This window comes from Ruegeria sp. BHSA118 (assembly GCF_059613405.1).
Genome location: NZ_JBXWSM010000075.1, coordinates 1 through 19,770, shown reverse-complemented (window position 1 = coordinate 19,770; position 19,770 = coordinate 1). Strand labels below are relative to the sequence as shown.

The 19,770-nt window shown below is 59.3% G+C and carries 22 protein-coding genes; 11 read left to right on the top strand and 11 right to left on the bottom strand.

Annotation, left to right across the window (positions count from 1 at the left end):
• The 4 genes from AC2FNN_RS18270 to AC2FNN_RS18255 form a co-directional block, all read right to left on the bottom strand.
• Positions 1 to 257: flavodoxin family protein (locus AC2FNN_RS18270; RefSeq protein WP_496759889.1), on the bottom strand; the 257-nt coding region annotated here is incomplete at its 3' end.
• Between the two features lies 1 nt (position 258).
• Complete coding sequence (rlmH, locus tag AC2FNN_RS18265) at positions 259 to 729, bottom strand: 23S rRNA (pseudouridine(1915)-N(3))-methyltransferase RlmH (RefSeq protein ID WP_496759888.1); 471 nt, start codon at positions 727 to 729, stop codon at positions 259 to 261.
• A 44-nt stretch (positions 730 to 773) separates the two neighbouring features.
• Positions 774 to 1,133, bottom strand: coding sequence for a ribosome silencing factor (gene rsfS / locus AC2FNN_RS18260; protein ID WP_058276550.1), 360 nt, complete (start codon positions 1,131 to 1,133; stop codon positions 774 to 776).
• Between the two features lie 164 nt (positions 1,134 to 1,297).
• Positions 1,298 to 2,650: a mechanosensitive ion channel family protein gene (locus AC2FNN_RS18255; RefSeq protein ID WP_496759887.1), complete on the bottom strand. Its 1,353-nt coding sequence runs from the start codon at positions 2,648 to 2,650 to the stop codon at positions 1,298 to 1,300.
• Between the two features lie 115 nt (positions 2,651 to 2,765).
• Here AC2FNN_RS18255 and AC2FNN_RS18250 point away from each other — a divergent pair, with 115 nt between their 5' ends.
• From AC2FNN_RS18250 to AC2FNN_RS18225, 6 genes are all read left to right on the top strand, one after another.
• Positions 2,766 to 2,861 carry an isopropylmalate isomerase gene (locus tag AC2FNN_RS18250; RefSeq protein ID WP_496759886.1) on the top strand — a complete coding sequence of 32 codons (96 nt, stop codon included), beginning with the start codon at positions 2,766 to 2,768 and terminating at the stop codon, positions 2,859 to 2,861.
• A 43-nt stretch (positions 2,862 to 2,904) separates the two neighbouring features.
• Entirely contained in the window at positions 2,905 to 4,308 is a 1,404-nt protein-coding gene (gene leuC / locus AC2FNN_RS18245) for a 3-isopropylmalate dehydratase large subunit (RefSeq protein WP_496759885.1), read from the top strand.
• Positions 4,309 to 4,345: 37 nt separating this feature from the next.
• Positions 4,346 to 4,888 (top strand): HdeD family acid-resistance protein, encoded by a 543-nt coding sequence (locus tag AC2FNN_RS18240; protein WP_496759884.1) that lies wholly within the window; start codon positions 4,346 to 4,348, stop codon positions 4,886 to 4,888.
• 41 nt (positions 4,889 to 4,929) lie between these two features.
• Entirely contained in the window at positions 4,930 to 5,535 is a 606-nt protein-coding gene (leuD, locus tag AC2FNN_RS18235; protein ID WP_496759883.1) for a 3-isopropylmalate dehydratase small subunit, read from the top strand.
• A gap of 331 nt (positions 5,536 to 5,866) precedes the next feature.
• Positions 5,867 to 6,697: a hypothetical protein gene (locus tag AC2FNN_RS18230; protein ID WP_152459720.1), complete on the top strand. Its 831-nt coding sequence runs from the start codon at positions 5,867 to 5,869 to the stop codon at positions 6,695 to 6,697.
• A complete protein-coding gene (locus AC2FNN_RS18225) occupies positions 6,694 to 7,725 on the top strand; it encodes an endonuclease/exonuclease/phosphatase family protein (protein ID WP_496759882.1) in 1,032 nt (343 codons plus the stop codon). The genes AC2FNN_RS18230 and AC2FNN_RS18225 overlap by 4 nt, the downstream gene beginning before the upstream one ends.
• Here AC2FNN_RS18225 and AC2FNN_RS18220 read toward each other — a convergent pair.
• On the bottom strand, positions 7,717 to 8,625 hold the full coding sequence (locus AC2FNN_RS18220) for an NAD-dependent epimerase/dehydratase family protein (RefSeq protein WP_496759881.1): 909 nt from the start codon (positions 8,623 to 8,625) through the stop codon (positions 7,717 to 7,719). The two genes, AC2FNN_RS18225 and AC2FNN_RS18220, sit on opposite strands and share 9 nt — an antisense overlap.
• Before the next feature lie 84 nt (positions 8,626 to 8,709).
• Between AC2FNN_RS18220 and AC2FNN_RS18215 the strand changes: the two genes are divergently transcribed.
• Complete coding sequence (locus AC2FNN_RS18215; RefSeq protein ID WP_496759880.1) at positions 8,710 to 9,603, top strand: LysR family transcriptional regulator; 894 nt, start codon at positions 8,710 to 8,712, stop codon at positions 9,601 to 9,603.
• A gap of 3 nt (positions 9,604 to 9,606) precedes the next feature.
• Here AC2FNN_RS18215 and AC2FNN_RS18210 read toward each other — a convergent pair whose 3' ends face one another.
• On the bottom strand, positions 9,607 to 10,134 hold the full coding sequence (locus AC2FNN_RS18210) for a redoxin domain-containing protein (RefSeq protein WP_496759879.1): 528 nt from the start codon (positions 10,132 to 10,134) through the stop codon (positions 9,607 to 9,609).
• Positions 10,135 to 10,225: 91 nt separating this feature from the next.
• Here AC2FNN_RS18210 and leuB point away from each other — a divergent pair, with 91 nt between their 5' ends.
• The gene (gene leuB / locus AC2FNN_RS18205) at positions 10,226 to 11,329 is read left to right on the top strand and encodes a 3-isopropylmalate dehydrogenase (protein ID WP_496759878.1); all 1,104 of its coding nucleotides are present in this window, start codon (positions 10,226 to 10,228) and stop codon (positions 11,327 to 11,329) included.
• Between the two features lie 61 nt (positions 11,330 to 11,390).
• Here the strand turns inward: leuB and AC2FNN_RS18200 are convergent, their stop codons facing one another.
• A complete protein-coding gene (locus AC2FNN_RS18200) occupies positions 11,391 to 13,568 on the bottom strand; it encodes a transglycosylase domain-containing protein (RefSeq protein WP_496759877.1) in 2,178 nt (725 codons plus the stop codon).
• A gap of 258 nt (positions 13,569 to 13,826) precedes the next feature.
• Here AC2FNN_RS18200 and AC2FNN_RS18195 point away from each other — a divergent pair, with 258 nt between their 5' ends.
• Both AC2FNN_RS18195 and AC2FNN_RS18190 read left to right on the top strand, forming a co-directional pair.
• Positions 13,827 to 14,165: a P-II family nitrogen regulator gene (locus AC2FNN_RS18195; protein ID WP_152459713.1), complete on the top strand. Its 339-nt coding sequence runs from the start codon at positions 13,827 to 13,829 to the stop codon at positions 14,163 to 14,165.
• A gap of 33 nt (positions 14,166 to 14,198) precedes the next feature.
• Positions 14,199 to 15,521, top strand: coding sequence for an ammonium transporter (locus tag AC2FNN_RS18190; RefSeq protein WP_496759876.1), 1,323 nt, complete (start codon positions 14,199 to 14,201; stop codon positions 15,519 to 15,521).
• A gap of 70 nt (positions 15,522 to 15,591) precedes the next feature.
• Here the strand turns inward: AC2FNN_RS18190 and AC2FNN_RS18185 are convergent, their stop codons facing one another.
• The 4 genes from AC2FNN_RS18185 to AC2FNN_RS18170 form a co-directional block, all read right to left on the bottom strand.
• Complete coding sequence (locus AC2FNN_RS18185) at positions 15,592 to 16,776, bottom strand: amino acid aminotransferase (protein ID WP_496759875.1); 1,185 nt, start codon at positions 16,774 to 16,776, stop codon at positions 15,592 to 15,594.
• Complete coding sequence (sseA, locus tag AC2FNN_RS18180) at positions 16,776 to 17,630, bottom strand: 3-mercaptopyruvate sulfurtransferase (protein ID WP_496759874.1); 855 nt, start codon at positions 17,628 to 17,630, stop codon at positions 16,776 to 16,778. Before sseA ends, AC2FNN_RS18185 begins: the two co-directional genes overlap by 1 nt.
• A 71-nt stretch (positions 17,631 to 17,701) precedes the next feature.
• Positions 17,702 to 17,971 carry a CBU_0592 family membrane protein gene (locus AC2FNN_RS18175; protein ID WP_496759873.1) on the bottom strand — a complete coding sequence of 90 codons (270 nt, stop codon included), beginning with the start codon at positions 17,969 to 17,971 and terminating at the stop codon, positions 17,702 to 17,704.
• Positions 17,968 to 18,531 carry a helix-turn-helix domain-containing protein gene (locus AC2FNN_RS18170; protein WP_496759872.1) on the bottom strand — a complete coding sequence of 188 codons (564 nt, stop codon included), beginning with the start codon at positions 18,529 to 18,531 and terminating at the stop codon, positions 17,968 to 17,970. The genes AC2FNN_RS18175 and AC2FNN_RS18170 overlap by 4 nt, the downstream gene beginning before the upstream one ends.
• A gap of 107 nt (positions 18,532 to 18,638) precedes the next feature.
• Here AC2FNN_RS18170 and ilvD point away from each other — a divergent pair.
• On the top strand, positions 18,639 to 19,770 hold a 1,132-nt coding region (gene ilvD / locus AC2FNN_RS18165), incomplete at its 3' end, for a dihydroxy-acid dehydratase (RefSeq protein ID WP_496759871.1).

Sequence of the window (19,770 nt, the reverse complement as noted above, 5' to 3'; positions counted from 1 at the left end):
TATGGGCGACCTTCGATCTGTCCCAGAACCGGGTAATAGCAGCGGTCGAAGAATTCCTTCATCAAGCCCGAGATCGCCGCCAGGTTCTCTGGCGCGCAGAAGATGTAGCCGTCGGCGGCCAGCACATCCTCCGGCCCCGCCTGATCCGCAGGCACAAGTTCAACCTCGGTCTCAGCCCGTGCCGATTCAGCCGTCGCTTCGGCCATCTGCCGGGCACCGCCTGTGCGCGAGTGGTAGACAATCAGTAGCTGCGCCATGTCAGACCCGGTGATAGGGGCCGCCGGACAGAATGGTCGCGGCCCGGTAAAGTTGCTCGGCCAGCATCACACGGACCAGCATATGGGGCCAGACCATCGACCCGAACGAAATGGAAAAGTCGGCTTCTGCCCGCAAAGCAGGGTCTATTCCGTCTGCTCCGCCGATGATCAGCGCCAGATCCTGCCGACCCGCGTCGCGCCAATCACCCAGCTTCTTCGCGAAATCGGGCGAGGACATGACACGCCCCCGTTCATCAAGCGTGCACAACACCGCCCCTTTAGGCAGGGCTTTGCGTAACAGCGCGGCCTCGGCTGCCATGCCTGCGTTTTTCTTGTCTTCAACCTCGATCACTTGCGCAGGCCCAAGGCCCAGCGCACGTCCGGTCCGGTCAAATCGGGTCAGGTAATCGTCAAGCAGTGTCTTCTCGGGTCCGGCGCGCAATCGCCCGACCGCAACTATGCTGATACGCATATCTCTCTCGCCTCCGGCCCCTCAATACGGGCCGGGATGGCGCCTCAGTTCGCCGAGGCGCTGCCGCCCTGAGGCAGCCACATCTTTTCCAGCTGGTAGAATTCACGCACTTCGGGGCGGAAGATATGGACGATCACGTCGCCCGTATCGATCAGCACCCAGTCGCCGGCATCCTTGCCTTCGACCTTCGAGGTGAAACCGAATTCCTGCTTGATGCGATCCGTCAGCTTTTCCGCCATGGCCGAGACCTGACGGGTCGACCGACCCGAGGCAATCACCATGTGATCCGCGACAGACGACTTGCCTTGCAGGTTGATCTGCACGACGTCTTCGGCCTTGTCATCGGAAAGTGAGGAAAGGATACGCTCAAGCAGCTTGTCGCTGATTGACTGAGAGTGGGCCATTATGTTGACCCCATCATCGGCGGGCAAACCCGCCTGTGTATGTAGAGACAGGACATAGTCCTCCTTTGCTGCGCGCCGCCAAACCCCGGCGCCAGGGTACTAATAAGGTAGCAAGGGGAATGCAACATTTCAATGAAAGCGCGTCCGGCCCCGCGTAGGGGTGATCACTCTTCTGCGATTTGTTGCATGTTTGCGTTTTTCGACAAAAGCCGAACCTCGCGCTGCGGGAAGGGGATCGAGATGCCTTCTTCCTGAAACGCATCCCATAGCGCAAGATAGACATTTCCCCTGATATTGGTCAGCCCCTTGGTCGGATCGCTGATCCAGAACCGCAGAACGTAATCCACGCTGCTGTCACCAAAACCGGTGATATGGCATACCGGTTCGTGTTTTCCGCCACTCAATACGCGGGTCACTGCCTTCACCGCCCGGATCGCCGTTGCGCGCACTTTGTGGGGGTCATCCTCATAGCTGGTGCCAAAATCCAGATCCAACCGCACGAATTTGTCGGAATGCGACCAGTTCACCACCTGGTTGGTAATCAGGTCCTCGTTCGGGATCAGGTATTCCCGCCCGTCCCGCGTGACAACCGAGACATAGCGTGCGCCCAGCGCATTGATCCAACCGAACGTATCGCCCAGCGAGATCACATCGCCCGGCTTGATCGACCGATCCATCAGGATGATGATCCCCGATATGAGGTTCGACACCACTTTTTGCAGGCCAAACCCGATGCCCACGCCGATTGCGCCCGACAGCAACGCAATGCCGGTCAGATCGAAGCCCAGCGTACGGATCGCAGCCAGAAAGACCGCGCCGTACAGCAGCACCTGAATTCCCTTGGCCAACAACACCTGCATGGACGGGGTGATGTCGTCATTGCTATGCAATCCACGCTCGGCCGCGCGGGTGCCGATGCGGGCCAGCGTCAACAGGACTCCGATCAGCAGGAGGGCCTTGAGAATGCCCAGCACCGAAATATGCAGGTCACCGACGGAAATCGCGACCCCATCCAGGAATTCGGCCACATCATCCGTCAAATTCAACGCAACAAGCGTTGCATAGACCCACATTGCCCACTTGAACATCCGTCGCAGCGTCCGGTTGCGGACAAGCCTCGCCACCAATGCAATCGCCAGCCACGCAGTTGCCAAGGTCGCAATGATCCCAATGAGATAACTGCGCGACGGCCAGGTGACATGCTGCATGACCTGATGTAAGAGCCAGGACAGCAGCACAAAATAGACCAGCGTCAGCCGCTGCATCAGCTGGACCATAGTGCGAAGCCGCCATTTCGGCCACCCGCTGCGGGCACGCGTCCAAGCATCCCATCGCGGCTGTGTCAGAACTTTCAGAAGAAAAGCCAGCGCCCAAAGAAAAAGGATGATGACCAACTGATACTGCCGCCAGCCCGGCGTAACCACCAACTCGACCAGTTCTTGAAGCTCGGAAGAGAACCCCGCGACCATGTTGTTGTAAAGGTCTGTCAGCGAGCTGGGGATCAGGTCTTGGTTCATTCACGCCTCCTGCACGGCAGCTTGGACAGCAATGCCGGGCGATGCAAGCCTGACACCGGTTTTGAACCTTGATTGCAGCAAAGGCGCGGTATATCTGAACCGCATGAGACTCAATGTGGCCCAAGAACAGAATCTGCAAGACCGCGCGCGTCTGCGCGAACGGTTCTTTGGGGCTGCCCGCACGGTCCTGGCGCGCCTACCCGTCGCCTGAGCCAACTCGCCAGCTATTTCTCATTACATACGGGAGAGGACACATGTCCCCCAAGACACTCTATGACAAGATCTGGGATGCCCATGTCGCGCACGAAGCCGATGATGGCACCTGCCTGCTGTATATCGACCGCCATCTGGTCCACGAGGTCACCAGCCCGCAAGCATTCGAAGGCCTGCGTATGGCGGGCCGCAAGGTGCGCGCGCCAGAAAAGACCATTGCCGTACCGGACCACAACGTTCCGACCACTCCGGACCGGGTGAACGGTATTGAAAACCCGGAATCGCGCATTCAGGTCGAAGCGCTGGACAAGAACGCCCGGGATTTCGGCATTCACTATTACCCGGTGAATGACGTCCGTCAGGGCATCGTGCATATCGTCGGCCCGGAACAGGGCTGGACCCTGCCGGGTATGACCGTTGTCTGCGGCGACAGCCATACCGCCACCCACGGCGCGTTTGGCGCATTGGCACACGGCATCGGCACGTCCGAGGTTGAACACGTTCTGGCGACGCAAACGCTGATCCAGAAGAAATCCAAGAACATGAAGGTGGAAATCACCGGCAAATTGCAACCGGGCGTGACCGCCAAGGACATCACTCTGGCTGTGATCGGCAAGACCGGCACCGCCGGCGGCACCGGCTATGTCATCGAATATTGCGGTGAAGCGATCCGTGACCTTTCGATGGAAGGCCGCATGACCGTTTGCAACATGGCCATCGAAGGCGGTGCCCGCGCTGGTCTGATCGCGCCGGATGAAACCACGTTCGAATATGTCAAAGGCCGCCCGCATGCCCCGAAAGGTGCGCAGTGGGAAGCCGCGATGGACTGGTGGAAAACGCTCTTCACCGACGAAGGCGCGCATTTCGACAAGGTGGTCACGATTCGTGGCGAAGACATCGCGCCCGTCGTCACCTGGGGCACCAGCCCCGAGGATGTTCTGCCGATCACGGCAACCGTGCCGCACCCCGAGGATTTCGAAGGCGGCAAGGTCGAGGCGGCCCGCCGTTCAATCGAGTACATGGGTCTGGAAGCCGGTCAGAAGCTGAGCGATGTCGAAATCGACACCGTCTTTATCGGTTCTTGCACTAACGGACGTATTGAAGACCTGCGCGCTGCGGCTGAAATCCTGAAAGGCAAAAAGATCAAGGACGGTATGCGCGCCATGGTCGTGCCCGGTTCGGGGCTGGTCCGCGCACAGGCCGAAGAAGAAGGTCTGGCCGACATCTTCAAAGAGGCCGGGTTCGAATGGCGTCTGGCAGGCTGTTCGATGTGCCTGGCGATGAACCCGGACCAGCTGCAACCGGGCGAACGCTGTGCCGCCACCTCGAACCGCAACTTCGAAGGCCGTCAGGGCCGGGGCGGGCGCACACATCTGCTGAGCCCGGCAATGGCTGCCGCAGCGGCAATCACGGGACGGCTGACAGACGTCCGTGAATTGTTGTAAGGTGCCCTCATATCTAGATATTTGAGGGATTGAACAAATGAGTGACTGGGTCAAATGGCTATTGCTTGGACTTCTGTCCATCGTGTTCGGCATCTTTGTGCTGGGCGCACCGGTCGTGGCATCAATCACCGTGACGGTGGTCACAGGTGTATTGCTGCTGATTTCAGGTGCATTGCAGGTTGTTGGCGGCTTCACCGTCGAGGGGACCGGCAACAAGATACTGTCACTTATCATGGGTGTCGTGATGCTGTTTCTGGGCTGGTCCTTTCTGGATCACCCACTGCAAGGAACGCTGACCCTGGCAACCGTCTGCCTGATCCTGTTCATGGCTGGCGGCATTGCCCGCGTGATCCTGTCGTTCCAGATGCGCGGAACACAGTATTTCTGGGCGACGCTGGTCTCGGGCATCATGTCGATTGTTCTGGCGATCCTGATCTGGCGCTTTGCCGCGATGGATCCTTCGGTGCTGCTGCAATTGCTGGGCATCCTGCTGGGGATCGAGATGATCTTTAACGGGCTCGGCCTTGTCTTCATGGCGTTCTTCGTCAAGGACGCACCAAAAGAAACGAAACAAGCTTAACGCGGGGTCTGGGCGCGGCCCTCTCCCGCAGGAGTGTGAACATGGATAAGTTTGAAAAAGTCCACGGGGTGGCCGCCCCAATGCCGCTGATCAATATCGACACCGATATGATCATTCCCAAAGTGCATCTGAAAACCATCAAACGGTCCGGCCTTGGCGTCGTGCTGTTTGATGAAATGCGCTATCATGATGACGGGCAGGAAAACGAAGAGTTCGTCCTGAACAAGCCCGCCTATCGCGAGGCCGAGATTCTGGTCGCCGGCGACAATTTCGGCTGCGGCTCGTCGCGCGAACACGCGCCCTGGGCGATCAAGGATTTCGGCATCAAGGTCGTGATCTCGACCAGCTTTGCCGACATCTTTTTCAACAACTGCTTCAAGAACGGCATCCTGCCGATCGTGGTCGAAGAAGAACATCACGCGATCCTGATGGAAGACGCACATAAGGGTGAGAATGCCCGCATGACCGTGCACCTGGAAGATCAGCAGATCACCACTTCGGATGGGGTCGTGATCGAATTCGACATCGATCCGCACCGCAAGCACTGTCTGCTGAACGGTCTGGACGATATCGGTCTGACCATGGAAAAAAATCACCACATCGACAAATTCGAAGATCACGCAAGTCAGGCCCGCCCCTGGGTGTAAGGTCCAAGCGATTCTTTGAACACTCAACCTAACGGGGTCGCCAATGCGGCCCCGTTCTCATTCTTGGGGTTGATTTTCACAGAACCACAACATCTTGGTCTCATATTGAGATACACGTCGGATTTGCGTCGAAAATGATGCAATCCCGCACCAGTTGCGCCATCATTTTGCCCGAAATCACGTGTTTTCTGCACCCTGTCTTGAGCGAAATGCCGCTTATCGTCCATGTTGGCGCTAAAGAGGCATCCGTCAAAAACTCGAGACGATGGGCACAAGTTGGAATGTAAGTCGGCGAAGATCGACTTATCCGGTTTGAAAAAGGGTTCGGATAGTGATTGCGCGCACAACAGGGGCGGCGATACGCGGAATACTTGTGGCACTGATGGTGCTGACACCCGCGTTGTACCTGCCTGTATCATCGACGAACGGGACCGAGATTCTGGTCTTCCTCGCGATTCTCGCGTTCATCCTGACATTCGCCGAGTACAATTCTGCCTTTCCCAGCTTTATTGAATTTCGCGATGCGCCGCCGGTGAACCGTCTGCGGTTTGTCGGGCTGATGTCGATGGTCACCTTTCTGACCCTGGTTTGCAAAAACGCATATGAGCCGACTGAACTGACCGCGTTCGCCTACACCGCGGGTCTGGCCGTCGCGAATGTCGCGGACTTTCCCTATTCCCCGGTTCGGTTGATCGTGCTGATGCTGCCCTTGGATGCCGGTCAGCCGTTGATCGAATTGGTTCGGATCGCAGCCAGTGTGGCCTATGTGGCCGCCTTGGTCACCGTCGCCAGCTTTGCCTATGCGGTCAAAGTGCGTGGCTGGCCCACGGGCAATGGCGCCTTCAACGTGTGGACCAATCTGCCATTGTTTGATCCCACCAAGGGCGGCGATGTTGTTACCCGGCTGCAACGCGATGGTCGTTTGAATATCTGCATTGGCGTTCTGCTCCCCTTCCTCATTCCAGCCGTCATCAAGCTCATGAGCAGCGTCGTTGCCCCGATCTCACTGAGCAATCCGCAAACATTGATCTGGACCATGTGCGCCTGGGCCTTCCTGCCCGCCAGCATGATCATGCGCGGCATGGCGACGCTTCGCATCGCAGGTCTGATCGTGGAAAAGCGCCGCGCCTATTCGACAAGCGAGACAACGCAAGCCGCATGATCCGTGCCCTTGCTCTGCTGCTGCTGCTGCCTTTCTCGGCGCAGGCAGAGGTTTATCGCATCGCCACCTACAACACTGAACTCAGTAGAAACGGCCCCGGCCTGCTGCTGCGCGACATCCAGCGGGATGATGCGCAGGTTGGCGCGGTTGTCGAGGTCATTGCCGCGGCGCGGCCTGATGTCATTGCCCTGCAAGGCATCGACTGGGATCTGGAAGGCGCAGCCCTGAGCGCCTTGTCCGAGAAACTGCGCGAGGCGGGCCTGGATTTCCCCTATCACTTTTTCGCCCGGCCAAATGCTGGGTTGGAAACGCCGCTGGATCTGGACGGTGATGGCCAAACGCAAGGCCCCGGCGACGCGCAGGGCTGGGGGAAGTTCACCGGCCACGGAGGGGTGGCGGTGCTGTCCCGTTTCGAAATCATGACCGATGACGTTCAGGACTACACCGATCTGCGGTGGAAAGACCTGCCTGGGGCTGCTTTGCCACGCAGTGATGGGCTCCCCTTCCCGTCTGAAGCTGCGCACGACATTCAGCGCCTGTCCTCGACCGTGCATTGGGTGCTTCCGATCGAAACACCGCAGAGGCGATTCAGCCTGATGACCTTTCACGCTGCCCCACCGGTTTTTGACGGATCCGAGGATCGCAACGGTCTGCGCAACAGGGACGAGATTCGCCTGTGGTCGGTTTTGCTGAATGGCGGCCTGGGGCCAGCCCCTCAAAGCCCCTTCGTGATCGCTGCGGACGCCAATCTCGACCCGACCCGCGGAGAAGGCCACAAGCAGGCCATTCGCACGCTTTTGGACGATCCCAAGGTGCAAGACCCGATGCCAAAGGACCCAACGGGTTCATCAGCAACAGTCGAATGGAAAGCCACCGGGGAAATGCGCGTTGACTATGTGTTGCCGTCCAGTGATCTGCAATTCTCGGGAACCGGCGTCGTCTGGCCTGGGGAAGGTGACACGCTGTACGACAGTGCCCGACGCGCCAGCAGGCATCGACTGGTCTGGGTTGACATAATCCTACCCTAGAACCTCGCCCCTGTTCCCGGTTGTTGCCGATGAAGCGGCAGGCTGGGACGGAATGGCGGAACGCAAGGCATCCTCTAGGTTCGTTTCAGAAAACGAGGCCAGCAATTCTTTCATATAGCCGCCATCCAATTGATGCGGAACGTGCCAGAGGTACCGCATCTCGATCAAATGAGGGGCCATGCGCCAGAACGGGCGGGCCAATTGCAGAGGCCACCATTTCATGCGCCGCACTGCAACCGGCCGACCGGTGACTTGCGAAAGCGATTGAGCGATCTGCGTCCCGGTCAAAGTGTACCCTTCAAATGGAACATCGCAGAAACGGGGAAGGTCTTGCCGCATCTCAGCCAGCGCGACAGCGGCGCGGGCCAGATCAGGCAGAAAGGCCCACGCGTGCGATGCGTCCGGATCACCGGGGTAAACGAACTGACTGCGCGAAAGACGCTTGATCATGACCTGATCGAACCAGTTTCCGGATGCATTGGTGTCGATGAAGTCCCCGGCGCGCAAAAGGATGGTGCGCACGGTTGACGCGCGATAGGCCTCTTCCATCCCGATCCGGACCCGGCCCAAAGGATTGCTGGCCCGATGCGGCGTCCCGCCCGACCATGGGCCCGGCGTATTCCCACCAAATACGTAGACATTGCCCGGCACAATCACGGTCGCCCCCGTGTCTGAGGCCGCATCTATCACCCGTTTGGTCAGTACCGGCACATCGCGTGCCCAATCGGGATAGGGCGGGTTCCATCCATTCACGATGACATCCACGCCGCGCGCCGCCTGTGACAGCGAATCCGACCTGCGGTCAAATTCTGTCACGTCCCAGCCCGCGCGACTGAACGCCTGGGCTGCATTGCGTCCGAAACGACCTGTTGCGCCCAGTACCAGTGCAGATTGTGCCATGTTTGCCTCCTGACTGAGATCAATTTACCCATTCACTTCGCGCAAGGAATTGCCGCAAATCGCAGAACGTGTATTCATTTCTGAATGGACAAAGCTCTGACACATGCAGATTGGTCTCTGATCCAATGCTTTCTGGCCGTGGCCGAGACGGGATCGCTGTCTGCCGCCGCACGACATCTGAATCGCAGCCAACCCACTTTGGGGCGGCAGGTCCAAAACCTTGAGGACGAGCTGGGTGTCTCTCTTTTCGATCGCCATGCGCGTGGTCTGAAGCTCAGCGAAGCGGGGTTACAGCTTTTGCCGATGGCCCAGCAGATGCACAGCGCCATGACCGCGTTCAGTCTTGCCGCCGCGGGGCAATCGCAACAGCTTGAAGGTTCGGTGCGTATCACCGCATCCGTCTTTGCCTCGCATCACCTGCTGCCACCGATACTGGCGTCCGTCCGCAGGCAAGAGCCCACGATCCAGCTTGAACTGGTGGCCACTGACACCACCGAGAACCTGCTCTATCGCGAGGCGGATATCGCCGTGCGTATGTATCGCCCTGCGCAGGTCGATCTCATTTCCCGCTATCTCGGGGATGTGCCGCTGTGTTTTTGTGCGGCAAAGTCCTATCTGGACCGGAACGGGCGCCCCAAGACACCCGAAGAACTGTTTACGCATGATCTGGTGGGGTTTGACGCGAACCAGGAGATCATCAAAGCCATGCGTGAAAAGGGGTGGCCAGCCAGTCGCGACAGCTTTGCCACCCGCTGTGACCTGCAAAGCGCCTATTGGGAACTGATCCGGGCGGGCTGTGGCATAGGCTTCAGCCAGGTACAGGTTGCCCAAGCCGACCCCGACGTGGAAATCCTGCCGCTGGATGTGGACATCCCAATTCTACCCGTGTGGCTGGCCGCACCTCAGGCCATGCGCCAGACCCCGCGCATCCGCAGGGTCTGGGATTTGTTGGCAGAAGGGCTCAAAGCCGCTCTTTGAGCGTCAAAGCGGGCCGGAATAAGTTCCACGCGCGGGATAGTTGTTGCCCAGTGTGAATTTCAAACCACCCGCAATATCCGACATCGACGGGCGACCGAAGGGCGTGGTCTGTTGCCACGCATAGTACAGCGTCCGGTCGGGTGCGATGTAGAAATGCCCGGGCTCGGCGAACAGATCCGGTTCGGCGCTGCCTTCGCGCTTGGTCGAGATGTTAAGGCCCCAATCATCCCGCGCAGCGGACAGGGGAAGGCTGTGACCCACCCGCAGGCGCGACGCCCCGGCTTTTTCGGCGGTTTCCGCCGCGCGCTCGGCTGTATCGGTGGTGATCATGATGACCTCGACGCCCAGCGCCGCGAAGTCATCCAGCGCCGCTTCGACCTCGGCCATCTGCTTGATGCAGATCGGGCAATGCAGCCCGCGATATTGAATCACCAGCGTCCCGTTTTCGCCCTTGTCCGCCTCAAGATCGAAGCTGCCATGGGCAACAGTTTCGATTTTCAGCGCAGGAACCGGATTTCCAGGTGTCAGCATGTGTTTTCCTTCTGTTTTGGCAGGTTCGTCTCATTGACCCGATGCAACGCAGACGCTAGGCCCTGTGCAACAAAACGCAAGGAGACCCTTCATGTCCAACCCCTCGCTCCTTATCCTGCCCGGAGACGGAATTGGCCCGGAAGTCATGGCCGAAGTGCGCAGAATCATCGATTGGTTCGGTGCCAATCGTGGTCTTCAATTTGACGTGAGCGAGGATCTGGTCGGCGGTGCCGCCTATGACGCCCACGGCAAACCTCTGTCCGATGAGACGATGGCCAAGGCGCAAGAGGTTGACGCGGTTCTGCTGGGCGCTGTCGGCGGCCCGAAATACGACGATCTGGATTTCAGCCTGAAACCCGAGCGTGGTTTGCTGCGCCTGCGCAAGGAAATGGACCTGTATTCGAACCTGCGCCCGGCCCAGTGTTTTGACGCGCTGGCTGACTTCTCGTCGCTGAAGAAAGACATCGTTGCCGGTCTGGATATCATGATCGTGCGCGAACTGACCTCGGGCGTTTATTTCGGTGAACCGCGCGGCATCTTCGAGGAAGGCAATGAACGCGTCGGCATCAACACCCAGCGTTACACCGAATCCGAGATCGAACGCGCCGCGCGTTCGGCCTTTGAACTGGCGATGCGCCGGAACAAAAAGCTGTGCTCGATGGAAAAAGCCAACGTGATGGAATCGGGCATTCTGTGGCGCGAAGTGGTCAACCGCGTTGCCGCTGACTACCCCGAAGTTGAGCTGAGCCATATGTATGCCGACAACGGTGCCATGCAGCTGGTGCGCGCGCCGAAACAGTTCGACGTGATCCTGACCGACAACCTGTTCGGTGACATCCTGTCCGACTGCGCCGCGATGCTGACGGGCTCTCTGGGCATGCTGCCGTCGGCGTCGCTGGGCGCGCCGATGGCCAATGGGCGCCCCAAAGCAATGTACGAGCCCGTACACGGGTCTGCCCCCGATATCGCGGGTCAGGGCAAAGCCAACCCGATCGCCTGTATCCTCAGCTTTGCAATGGCGCTGCGCTACAGCTTTGATCAGGGCGAAGAAGCGGATCGCCTGGAAACTGCGATCGAGAAAGTTCTGGCCGACGGCGTTCGCACCGGCGATCTGCTTGCGGATGAGGGCGTTCAGCCCGTCTCGACAAGCGAAATGGGCGACGCGATCCTTTCAGCGTTGGACGCTAGCGCCTAAGAAACGAAAGAATGAAAAAACAATAGGCGGTGCCCAGCGCACCGCCTTTTTTTTCGCCTGTTCAATTCCCGAAGATATTGTTCAACAGGTTGTTTATAGCCCGGTCCAACCCGGTTTGTTTCTTACGCCGTTGTTGCTGCGGCTGCGCCGTTCGCACCGGAGGTTCCGGCGCCATCATCGGCAAGGGGGAGGGCGTCATCCCCTCGGTCACGCGCAGCATGGTTTCTTTCCAGATCTCGGCCGGTAAGCCACCACCGGTCACGCCGGACAAGGGCGTGTTGTCATCATACCCCATCCAGACCCCGGTCACATAATCAGCCGTGAACCCGATGAACCACGCATCGCGCGCCGCCTGGGTCGTGCCGGTCTTGCCCGCCACCTGCCAGCCGGGCAATTTGGCCCGCCCGCCGGTACCTTCAGAGACCACGCGTTCCATCATCCAGGTCAGCTGTTTGGCGGCCTTTTCATTGATGACCCTCTCGCCAATACCGGTCGTTGTAACCATGACGGGTGTTTCGTCGCCCAGCAGCTTCAGTTCGGTCAGCCCATAAGGTTCAACCTGCGACCCGCCATTCAGGATGCCCGCGTAAGCCCCGGTCATCTCGATCAACGTGCTTTCAGATGCACCAAGCGCCAGCGCAGGCCCCTGTGCCAGGTCGCTGGCAATCCCAAAGCCGCTGGCGACCGTTCGAACATTGTCCAGGCCGGAAATCTCGGCCACTTTCACCGCCGGTATGTTCAGCGAGTTTTTCAGCGCATCCGCCAAGGTCACCCGCCCGTAATACTTGTTGGTGTAGTTCTTGGGGCACCACTGGCCCGACCCCGGAATATCGACGCAATAGGGTTCATCCATCACCGTATCCAGCGGCGAATATCCAAGTTCCAGCGCGGTGGCATAGACGAATGGTTTGAACGATGATCCCGTCTGTCGCAACGCCTGCGTCGCGCGGTTGAACGCGCCAGATACGCGTGTCTTGCGCCCTCCAACCATCGCACGTACCGCACCGTCGGCCGACATCACGACAATGGCCGCCTGCGCCTTTGATCCTTCCCGCACTTTTTCCTGAAAGATGAACTTCAGCGCTTCTTCCGCAGAGGTCTGTATGCGCTGATCCAGGGTTGTCCGGATCACCACATCTTCGGTCGTGTTTCGGGTAAAGAACTCGGGCCCGCTGGCCATGACCCAATCCGCGAAATATCCCCCGGCCCGTGCGGCCGCCGCCTCGGACAGTTGGGCCGGGCGTGCCCGCGCTTCGCTGGCCTGTGCGGCGGTCAGATAGCCCTGATCCTCCATCAGACCGATCACAAGGCGGGCCCGGTCCTGCGACCGTTGCAGATTGTTCGTCGGCGCATAGCGCGTGGGCGCAACCAGCAGCCCGGCCAACATCGCTGCCTCTGCGGGCGAAACCTCGGCGGCGGACTTGCCAAAGTACCGCTGGCTTGCGGCCTCGAACCCGCGCGCGCCTGCACCAAGGAAAGCCCGGTTCAGGTAGATCGTCAGAACCTCATCTTTGGAGTATTTCACCTCCATCGCCATTGCATAAATGGCCTCTTTGGCCTTGCGCAACAGCGATCCCTGACGGCAATCGGCTTCATAGGCGGCCTCTGATTCCCATTCAGTCGGATCATAAGGCACACCCAGACACAGCAATTTGGCCGTTTGCTGCGTTATGGTTGACCCGCCATGCCCGGACAACGGGCCGCGCCCTTCGCTCAGGTTGATGCGCACGGCGCTTGCCACACCGCGCGGGCTGACGCCGAAATGGCGATAGAACCGTTTGTCCTCGGTCGCGATGACGGCGTTTTTCAGATGCGGGGACACCGTATCAGCAGTGATCACCCCGCCAAACTGGTCGCCCCGCCAGGCAAACACTTTGCCATCGCGGTCCAGCAGCGTGACAGACCCGCGTGCACGGCCGTCCAACAAGGCATCCAAGTCAGGCAACGAGGAATAGATGACACCCACCGCCAAGGCGATCAGGATGGCCACGACCGCTCCGACCCGCCAGGTCAGACCCCAGACCATCCGCCAGACCCAGCGGAAAAAACGACGCAAGATGCCGCCGCCTTTGCCCCCCGATCTCTTGCGCGTCTTCTTGCGCGCAGTTTTGCGTGTGGTGGTTTTGCGAGCCGTCGCCTTCTTGCCCGCCGGGCGCTTGGACGCCGACGGTTTACGGCCCTTTGACGGGTACCTTTTATCCGCAACCAATTTCGGCTTGCGTCGCTTGGACTCAGTCATGCTCAAACTCTGCCCGGGTTTTCTTTTGCGCCACCATACCCCGGTGATCCGAGTATGTAGAGGTCCGAATTTCCGAAAATTCCCCTCACAACACTGCCCGTTATTTAATCAACGCGCCCGATTTGTGCAAAAAATGTGCAATCTTCTGCCATTTGGCAGCCCTTTGACGCCCAAGAGTCGTTTCTTACCGCGATCCGTCGCGCATTTTTCTGCAGGTGCAAACAAACCGGTTCCACCGGAGAACCAGAGGGGAAAGACGTGAAACTGATCATTGCGACAATCAAGCCGTTCAAGCTGGAGGAGGTGCGCGAGGCACTGACCGAGGCCGGCGTGCGCGGCATGATGGTAACCGAGATCAAGGGCTTCGGCTCGCAATCCGGCCACACCGAAATCTATCGGGGGGCCGAATATGCGGTGAACTTCGTGCCCAAGATCAAGCTGGAAATCGTGGTGCCTGCCGCGATGACCGACCAGATCGTCGAGACCATCACCAAAACCGCCAAGACCGGCAAGATCGGCGACGGCAAGATTTTCGTCCTCGATGTCGAGCAGGCGCTGCGCGTGCGGACCGGGGAAACCAACGAAGAGGCGCTGTAGGCGCCGCGACCGACAATCATTCGAGGACTGAACATGAACCTGAAGAAATCTCTCATTCCTGCCGCGGCGATCGTCGCGCTGCCGCAGATGGGCCTAGCGCAAGAGGCCACCGGCGAGACCGCGCAGCATACGCAATATATCCTGACTTCGCTGTTGTTTCTGGTCGGCGGTTTTCTGGTATTCTGGATGGCCGCGGGCTTTGCCATGCTCGAGGCCGGCCTGGTGCGCTCAAAAAACGTTGCCATGCAGCTGGTCAAGAACATGGGCCTGTTTTCCTTTGCAGCAATCATGTACTGGCTGGTGGGCTTCAACCTGATGTATCCGGGCGACGGCTGGACCATCACCGGCATTCTGGGCGCGTTCTCGCCAACCTCACTGGAACCGGTTGGTCTGGAAGGTGTCGAAACCGACCTGTCTTATGCGTCCGTCGGATCGGACTTCTTCTTCCAGCTGATGTTCTGCGCCACCACAGCGTCCATCGTATCTGGTACCATGGCCGAGCGCGTCAAACTGTGGCCCTTCTTCTTTTTCGTGATCGTCCTGACAGGCATCATCTACCCGATCGAAGCGTCCTGGCAGTGGGGTGGCGGCTGGTTGTCCGAGATGGGCTTCAGCGACTTCGCCGGCTCGACCCTGGTTCACGCCGCAGGTGGCTTCGCGGCTCTGGCCGGTTCCATCGTGCTGGGCCCGCGCATCGGTAAATACAACAAGGAAGGCAAAGTTGTGCCTATCCCCGGCTCGAATCTGGCGCTTGCCACTCTGGGGACGTTCATCCTGTGGCTGGGTTGGTTCGGCTTCAACGGCGGCTCGCAGCTGGCCATGGGGACCATTGGTGACATGGCTGATATCAGCCGTATCTTCGCCAACACCAACATGGCCGCAGCCGCCGGTGCCGTCGCCGCCCTGATCCTGACGCAGGTGATGTATGGCAAGGTCGACCTGACCATGGTTCTGAACGGCGCGCTGGCCGGGCTGGTCTCGATCACTGCCGAACCGCTGGCGCCGTCGCTGTTCCAGGCGCTGATCATCGGGGCCATCGGTGGCGTGATCGTGGTCTACACCGTGCCGCTGCTGGACAAGATGAAGATCGACGACGTGGTCGGCGCAATCCCGGTTCACCTGATTGCGGGCTTCTGGGGTACCTTCATCGTGGCATGGACCAACGGTGATGCGTCCTTCGTGACCCAGATCATCGGCTTCGCGGCCATCGGGATCTTCGTCTTCGTGGTCAGCTTCATCCTGTTCTCGATCCTCAAGGCCACCGTCGGCCTGCGGGTGGGCGAGGAAGAAGAGATCAACGGCCTCGACATGGGCGAACTGGGCATGGAAGCCTATCCCGAGTTCTCGAAAGGCTGAGCCCACTTCAACCCAAACAAAAAAACCTGGGCATTCGTGCCCGGGTTTCTTGTTTGGGAATGCCTGAAAATCAGACGCCGACGTCAATGATGGCCTTGGCCAGAATCGGTACGGTTGTCGCGTTCAGACCGGCGATGTTCAGGCGGCTGTCGCCAACCATGTAGATGCCGTGTTCAACGCGCAGTTTCTCGACCAGTTCCGGGGCCGCACCCAGGCGCGAGAACATGCCGCGGTGCTGGGCGATGAAACCGAAGCGGTCCGAACCGCTCAGACGCTGGAGTTCGTCGGCCAGTTGGCGACGCAGGCCCAGCATTGACAGGCGCACCTCTTCCAGTTCGGCCATCCAGTCGGCGCGCAGGGCTTCGTCCATCAGGATCGTGGTCACAACACGTGCGCCGTGGTCGGGGGGAAAGGAGTAATTCTGGCGGTTCAGGAATGCCAATGTACCCTGGTTCAAAGCGGTTTGCCCGGCATCGGCGCTGATGGCCATCAGCAGACCAGTGCGTTCGCGATACACGCCGAAATTTTTCGAACACGACGCCGCTATCAGGCATTCCTTGACCGAAGACGCAACCAGACGTGTTGCTTGCGCATCTTCTTCCAGACCGTCGCCAAAGCCTTGATAGGCAATGTCGATCATCGCAACGAGGCCAAGCGCGTTGATCAGGTTCACGACCTCCTGCCATTGAACCATGTTGAGGTTGGCACCGGTCGGATTGTGGCAGCAACCGTGCAGCAGAACCACGTCGCCCGCCTTGGCGGTCTTCAGGTCTTCGATCATGCCATCGAAATCGACGCCCCGGGTCTCTTCATCGAAATAGCGGTATTGAACCGTCTCGATCCCCAGGTAGTTCAGGATCGACAAGTGGTTCGGCCATGTCGGGTTCGACACGAAGACGCGGGTCGACGGGTTGGCCATCCGGATCATCTCGAAGGCCTGACGGCAGGCGCCGGTGCCGCCCGGCGTCGCCACGGCAGCGATATTGCCGCGCTGAACCGAGGTGCCGAGGATCAGCCCGATCATCGCATCCGCATAGGTCGGGTCGCCGGCCAGCCCGGTATAGGCTTTGGTTTCCTGCTCTTCCCAGATGCGCTGCTCGGCCGCTTTGACGGCGCGCATGACCGGGGTGATGCCTTCTGCGTTTTTGTAGACGCCGACGCCCAGGTCGATCTTCTGATCGCGCGGGTCTTCGCGGTACATCTGCATCAGCGCCAGGATCTTGTCGGCAGGCTGCGGTTTCAGGTTCTCGAACATCAGGTCTCTCCGGTTGCGACGGGCAGGGTCGGGAAGGCGCCCCATTCAGCCCATGAGCCGTCATAAAGCGAGTGGTCTTTCTTGCCCATGCGTTCAAGCGCAAGGCTGAGGATCGCGGCGGTCACGCCAGACCCGCACGAGGTGATCGCCGGTTTCGACAGATCGACGCCCGCGGCCTCGAATATGGCGCGGCACTCTTCCGGCGACTTCATGGTACCATTGGCGTTCAGCAACTGGCCAAAGGGGACATTGCGTGAACCCGGGATATGCCCCGAGCGCAGACCTTCGCGCGGCTCTGCCTCGACCCCAGCGAAGCGACCAGCAGAACGGGCATCGATGATCTCATGATCACCCAGCTTGGCGGCGGCGGAAACTTGCGTGACGTCCCGGACAAGCTGATTTTGCACCCGGACGGTCATATGACGATCACGGATGACCGGCGGCAGGTCTTCAACCTCGCGCCCTTCCGCCTGCCATTTGGGGAATCCACCATCCAGAACCGCGATGTTTTCCTGCCCCATCAGACGGAACAGCCACCAGACGCGCGCTGCGGACATCAACCCGGCGCCATCGTAAACCACGACCTGATGACCATCACCCACACCCATCGCCCGCAGGCGCGACATGAATTTCTCGACCGGGGGCGCCATGTGTGGCAAGTCGGAACGGTGATCTGATATCTCATCTATGTCAAAGAACCGCGCCCCGGGGATGTGGCCTGCGTCATATTCCGCCCGTGCATCACGATTTTGCGCGGGCAAGTACCACGACCCGTCCAGAATCCGCAGATCCGGATCCTTCATATGCGCGGCCAGCCATTCGGTGGATACGAGGGTTTTTGGATCGTCCTGCATCAAAGCCTCCCCTAAGCGCGCTTGATTTTTCCCTATACCCGGCGGCATAGGGGTTCAAGGCTGGATAGCGCTCACTTGGCGCTGCGCAAGCGGAAATGTTGGACAATCCCAATGAGGCTGATCAGAATCCAGAACCCCTCGATCAACATTGATGCGAGATTGAAATTCTGAAGCAGGGAATAGACGATCAGCACCGAGCCCAGCAGGTTGATCACCGGAAAGGCCAGATCATCCGAGTTCATCATCCGCATCTGTGTTGCGAAATACGCGGCGACCACTATCAGAGCCCCGAAAGAACCGATGGCATCCACGATGGTCAGGCTGTCGAAAAATGCGGTCATGAATGGGCCTTGCCGTTCTCTACAAAGTCGGTGTGTTGGGCGTAATGATGCATGTTCAGAAAGGCCGCCCCCTTTGGACCAGCGCGATACCCATGCGGAAGATCTGCCGCAAAACGCAACCCCTGCCCGGCCTGTAGGGAAACCCACTCGTCTCCGCGCAGGATCTCAAGCGCGCCGCTCAGAACAAAGACCTCTTCGGTCACGCCTGTCGCGTGGGCGGGCGACTCGTGGCTTTGGTTCGGCTTGAGGTTGACGTGGAACGTCTCGGCCCCCAGAGCGGGATCGAATGGAAAGACGATCTTAACCTGGATTGTGCCCGGGAATGTTACGGTCTGAAAAACCGAAGGGTCCCCGTTCATCGTATCGATCAGCGCGCTGAGCGGCAGTTGAAACCCCTTGGCAATCTTCCACAGCGTTGCGATGGTCGGGCTGGATTCGCCGCGCTCGATCTGCCCCAGCATGGCTTTGCTCACGCCCGTCATCTCGGCCACTTTCGACAGGCTCAGGCCCGATGCCGCTCGCACGTCTCGCAGTTTCAGCGTTATATCGTCAGAGTTCATCTCATCGTCCCGCGAATCCTCTTGTGCGTTATAGCGCACATGTGGTACGTGCGCTATAACGTACGAACCCCAAGACATGCAACCCGAGGCAACAGGGAAACAGCATCATGCCATTGTACCGATCCAGAACCTCAACCCATGGCCGCAACATGGCCGGCGCACGCGGCCTTTGGCGCGCCACCGGCATGGGAGACGATGATTTCGGCAAGCCGATCATCGCCATCGTCAACTCGTTCACCCAGTTCGTGCCCGGTCACGTCCACCTGAAGGACCTGGGTCAGATGGTTGCGCGCGAGGTCGAGGCCGCCGGTGGCGTTGCAAAAGAATTCAACACGATCGCGGTGGATGACGGCATCGCAATGGGCCATGACGGGATGCTGTATTCGCTGCCCTCGCGCGAAGTCATTGCGGATTCGGTCGAATACATGGTCAACGCGCATTGTGCCGATGCGATGGTCTGCATTTCGAATTGCGACAAGATCACCCCCGGCATGCTGATGGCCGCGATGCGCCTGAATATCCCTGCCATATTTGTCTCGGGCGGGCCGATGGAAGCCGGCAAGATCGATATCGCCGATCTGGAGGCCAAGAAAATCGACCTCGTCGACGCCATGGTCGCCGCAGCGGACGACAAATTCACCGACGAACAAGTTCAACATATCGAAGAGAATGCCTGCCCGACCTGCGGCTCCTGTTCGGGCATGTTCACTGCGAACTCGATGAACTGTCTGGCCGAAGCGTTGGGCCTGGCCCTGCCGGGCAACGGCTCGACACTGGCGACACACGCAGACCGCAAAGAACTGTTCGTTGAAGCTGGCCGCCGGATCGTCGAGATCACCAAGCGCCATTATGATCTGGACGAAAAAGGTTTTCTCCCACGCGAGATTGCCACCTTCGAAGCATTCGAAAATGCCATGAGCCTCGACATCGCCATGGGTGGTTCGACCAACACTGTTCTGCACCTGCTGGCCATCGCGCATGAGGGTGCCGTTGATTTCACCATGTCCGACATGGACCGCCTGAGCCGCCGCGTTCCCTGCCTGTGCAAAGTCGCGCCCAACACTGAAAATGTACACATGGAAGACGTCCACCGCGCCGGCGGCATCTTCTCGATTCTGGGTGAGCTCAGCCGCGCAGGCCTGCTGCACGAGGAATGCAGCACGGTACATTCAGCGACAATGGGCGAGGCGATCGCCAACTGGGACATCAAGATCGCCAACAACCCCAAAGCGCAGGAGC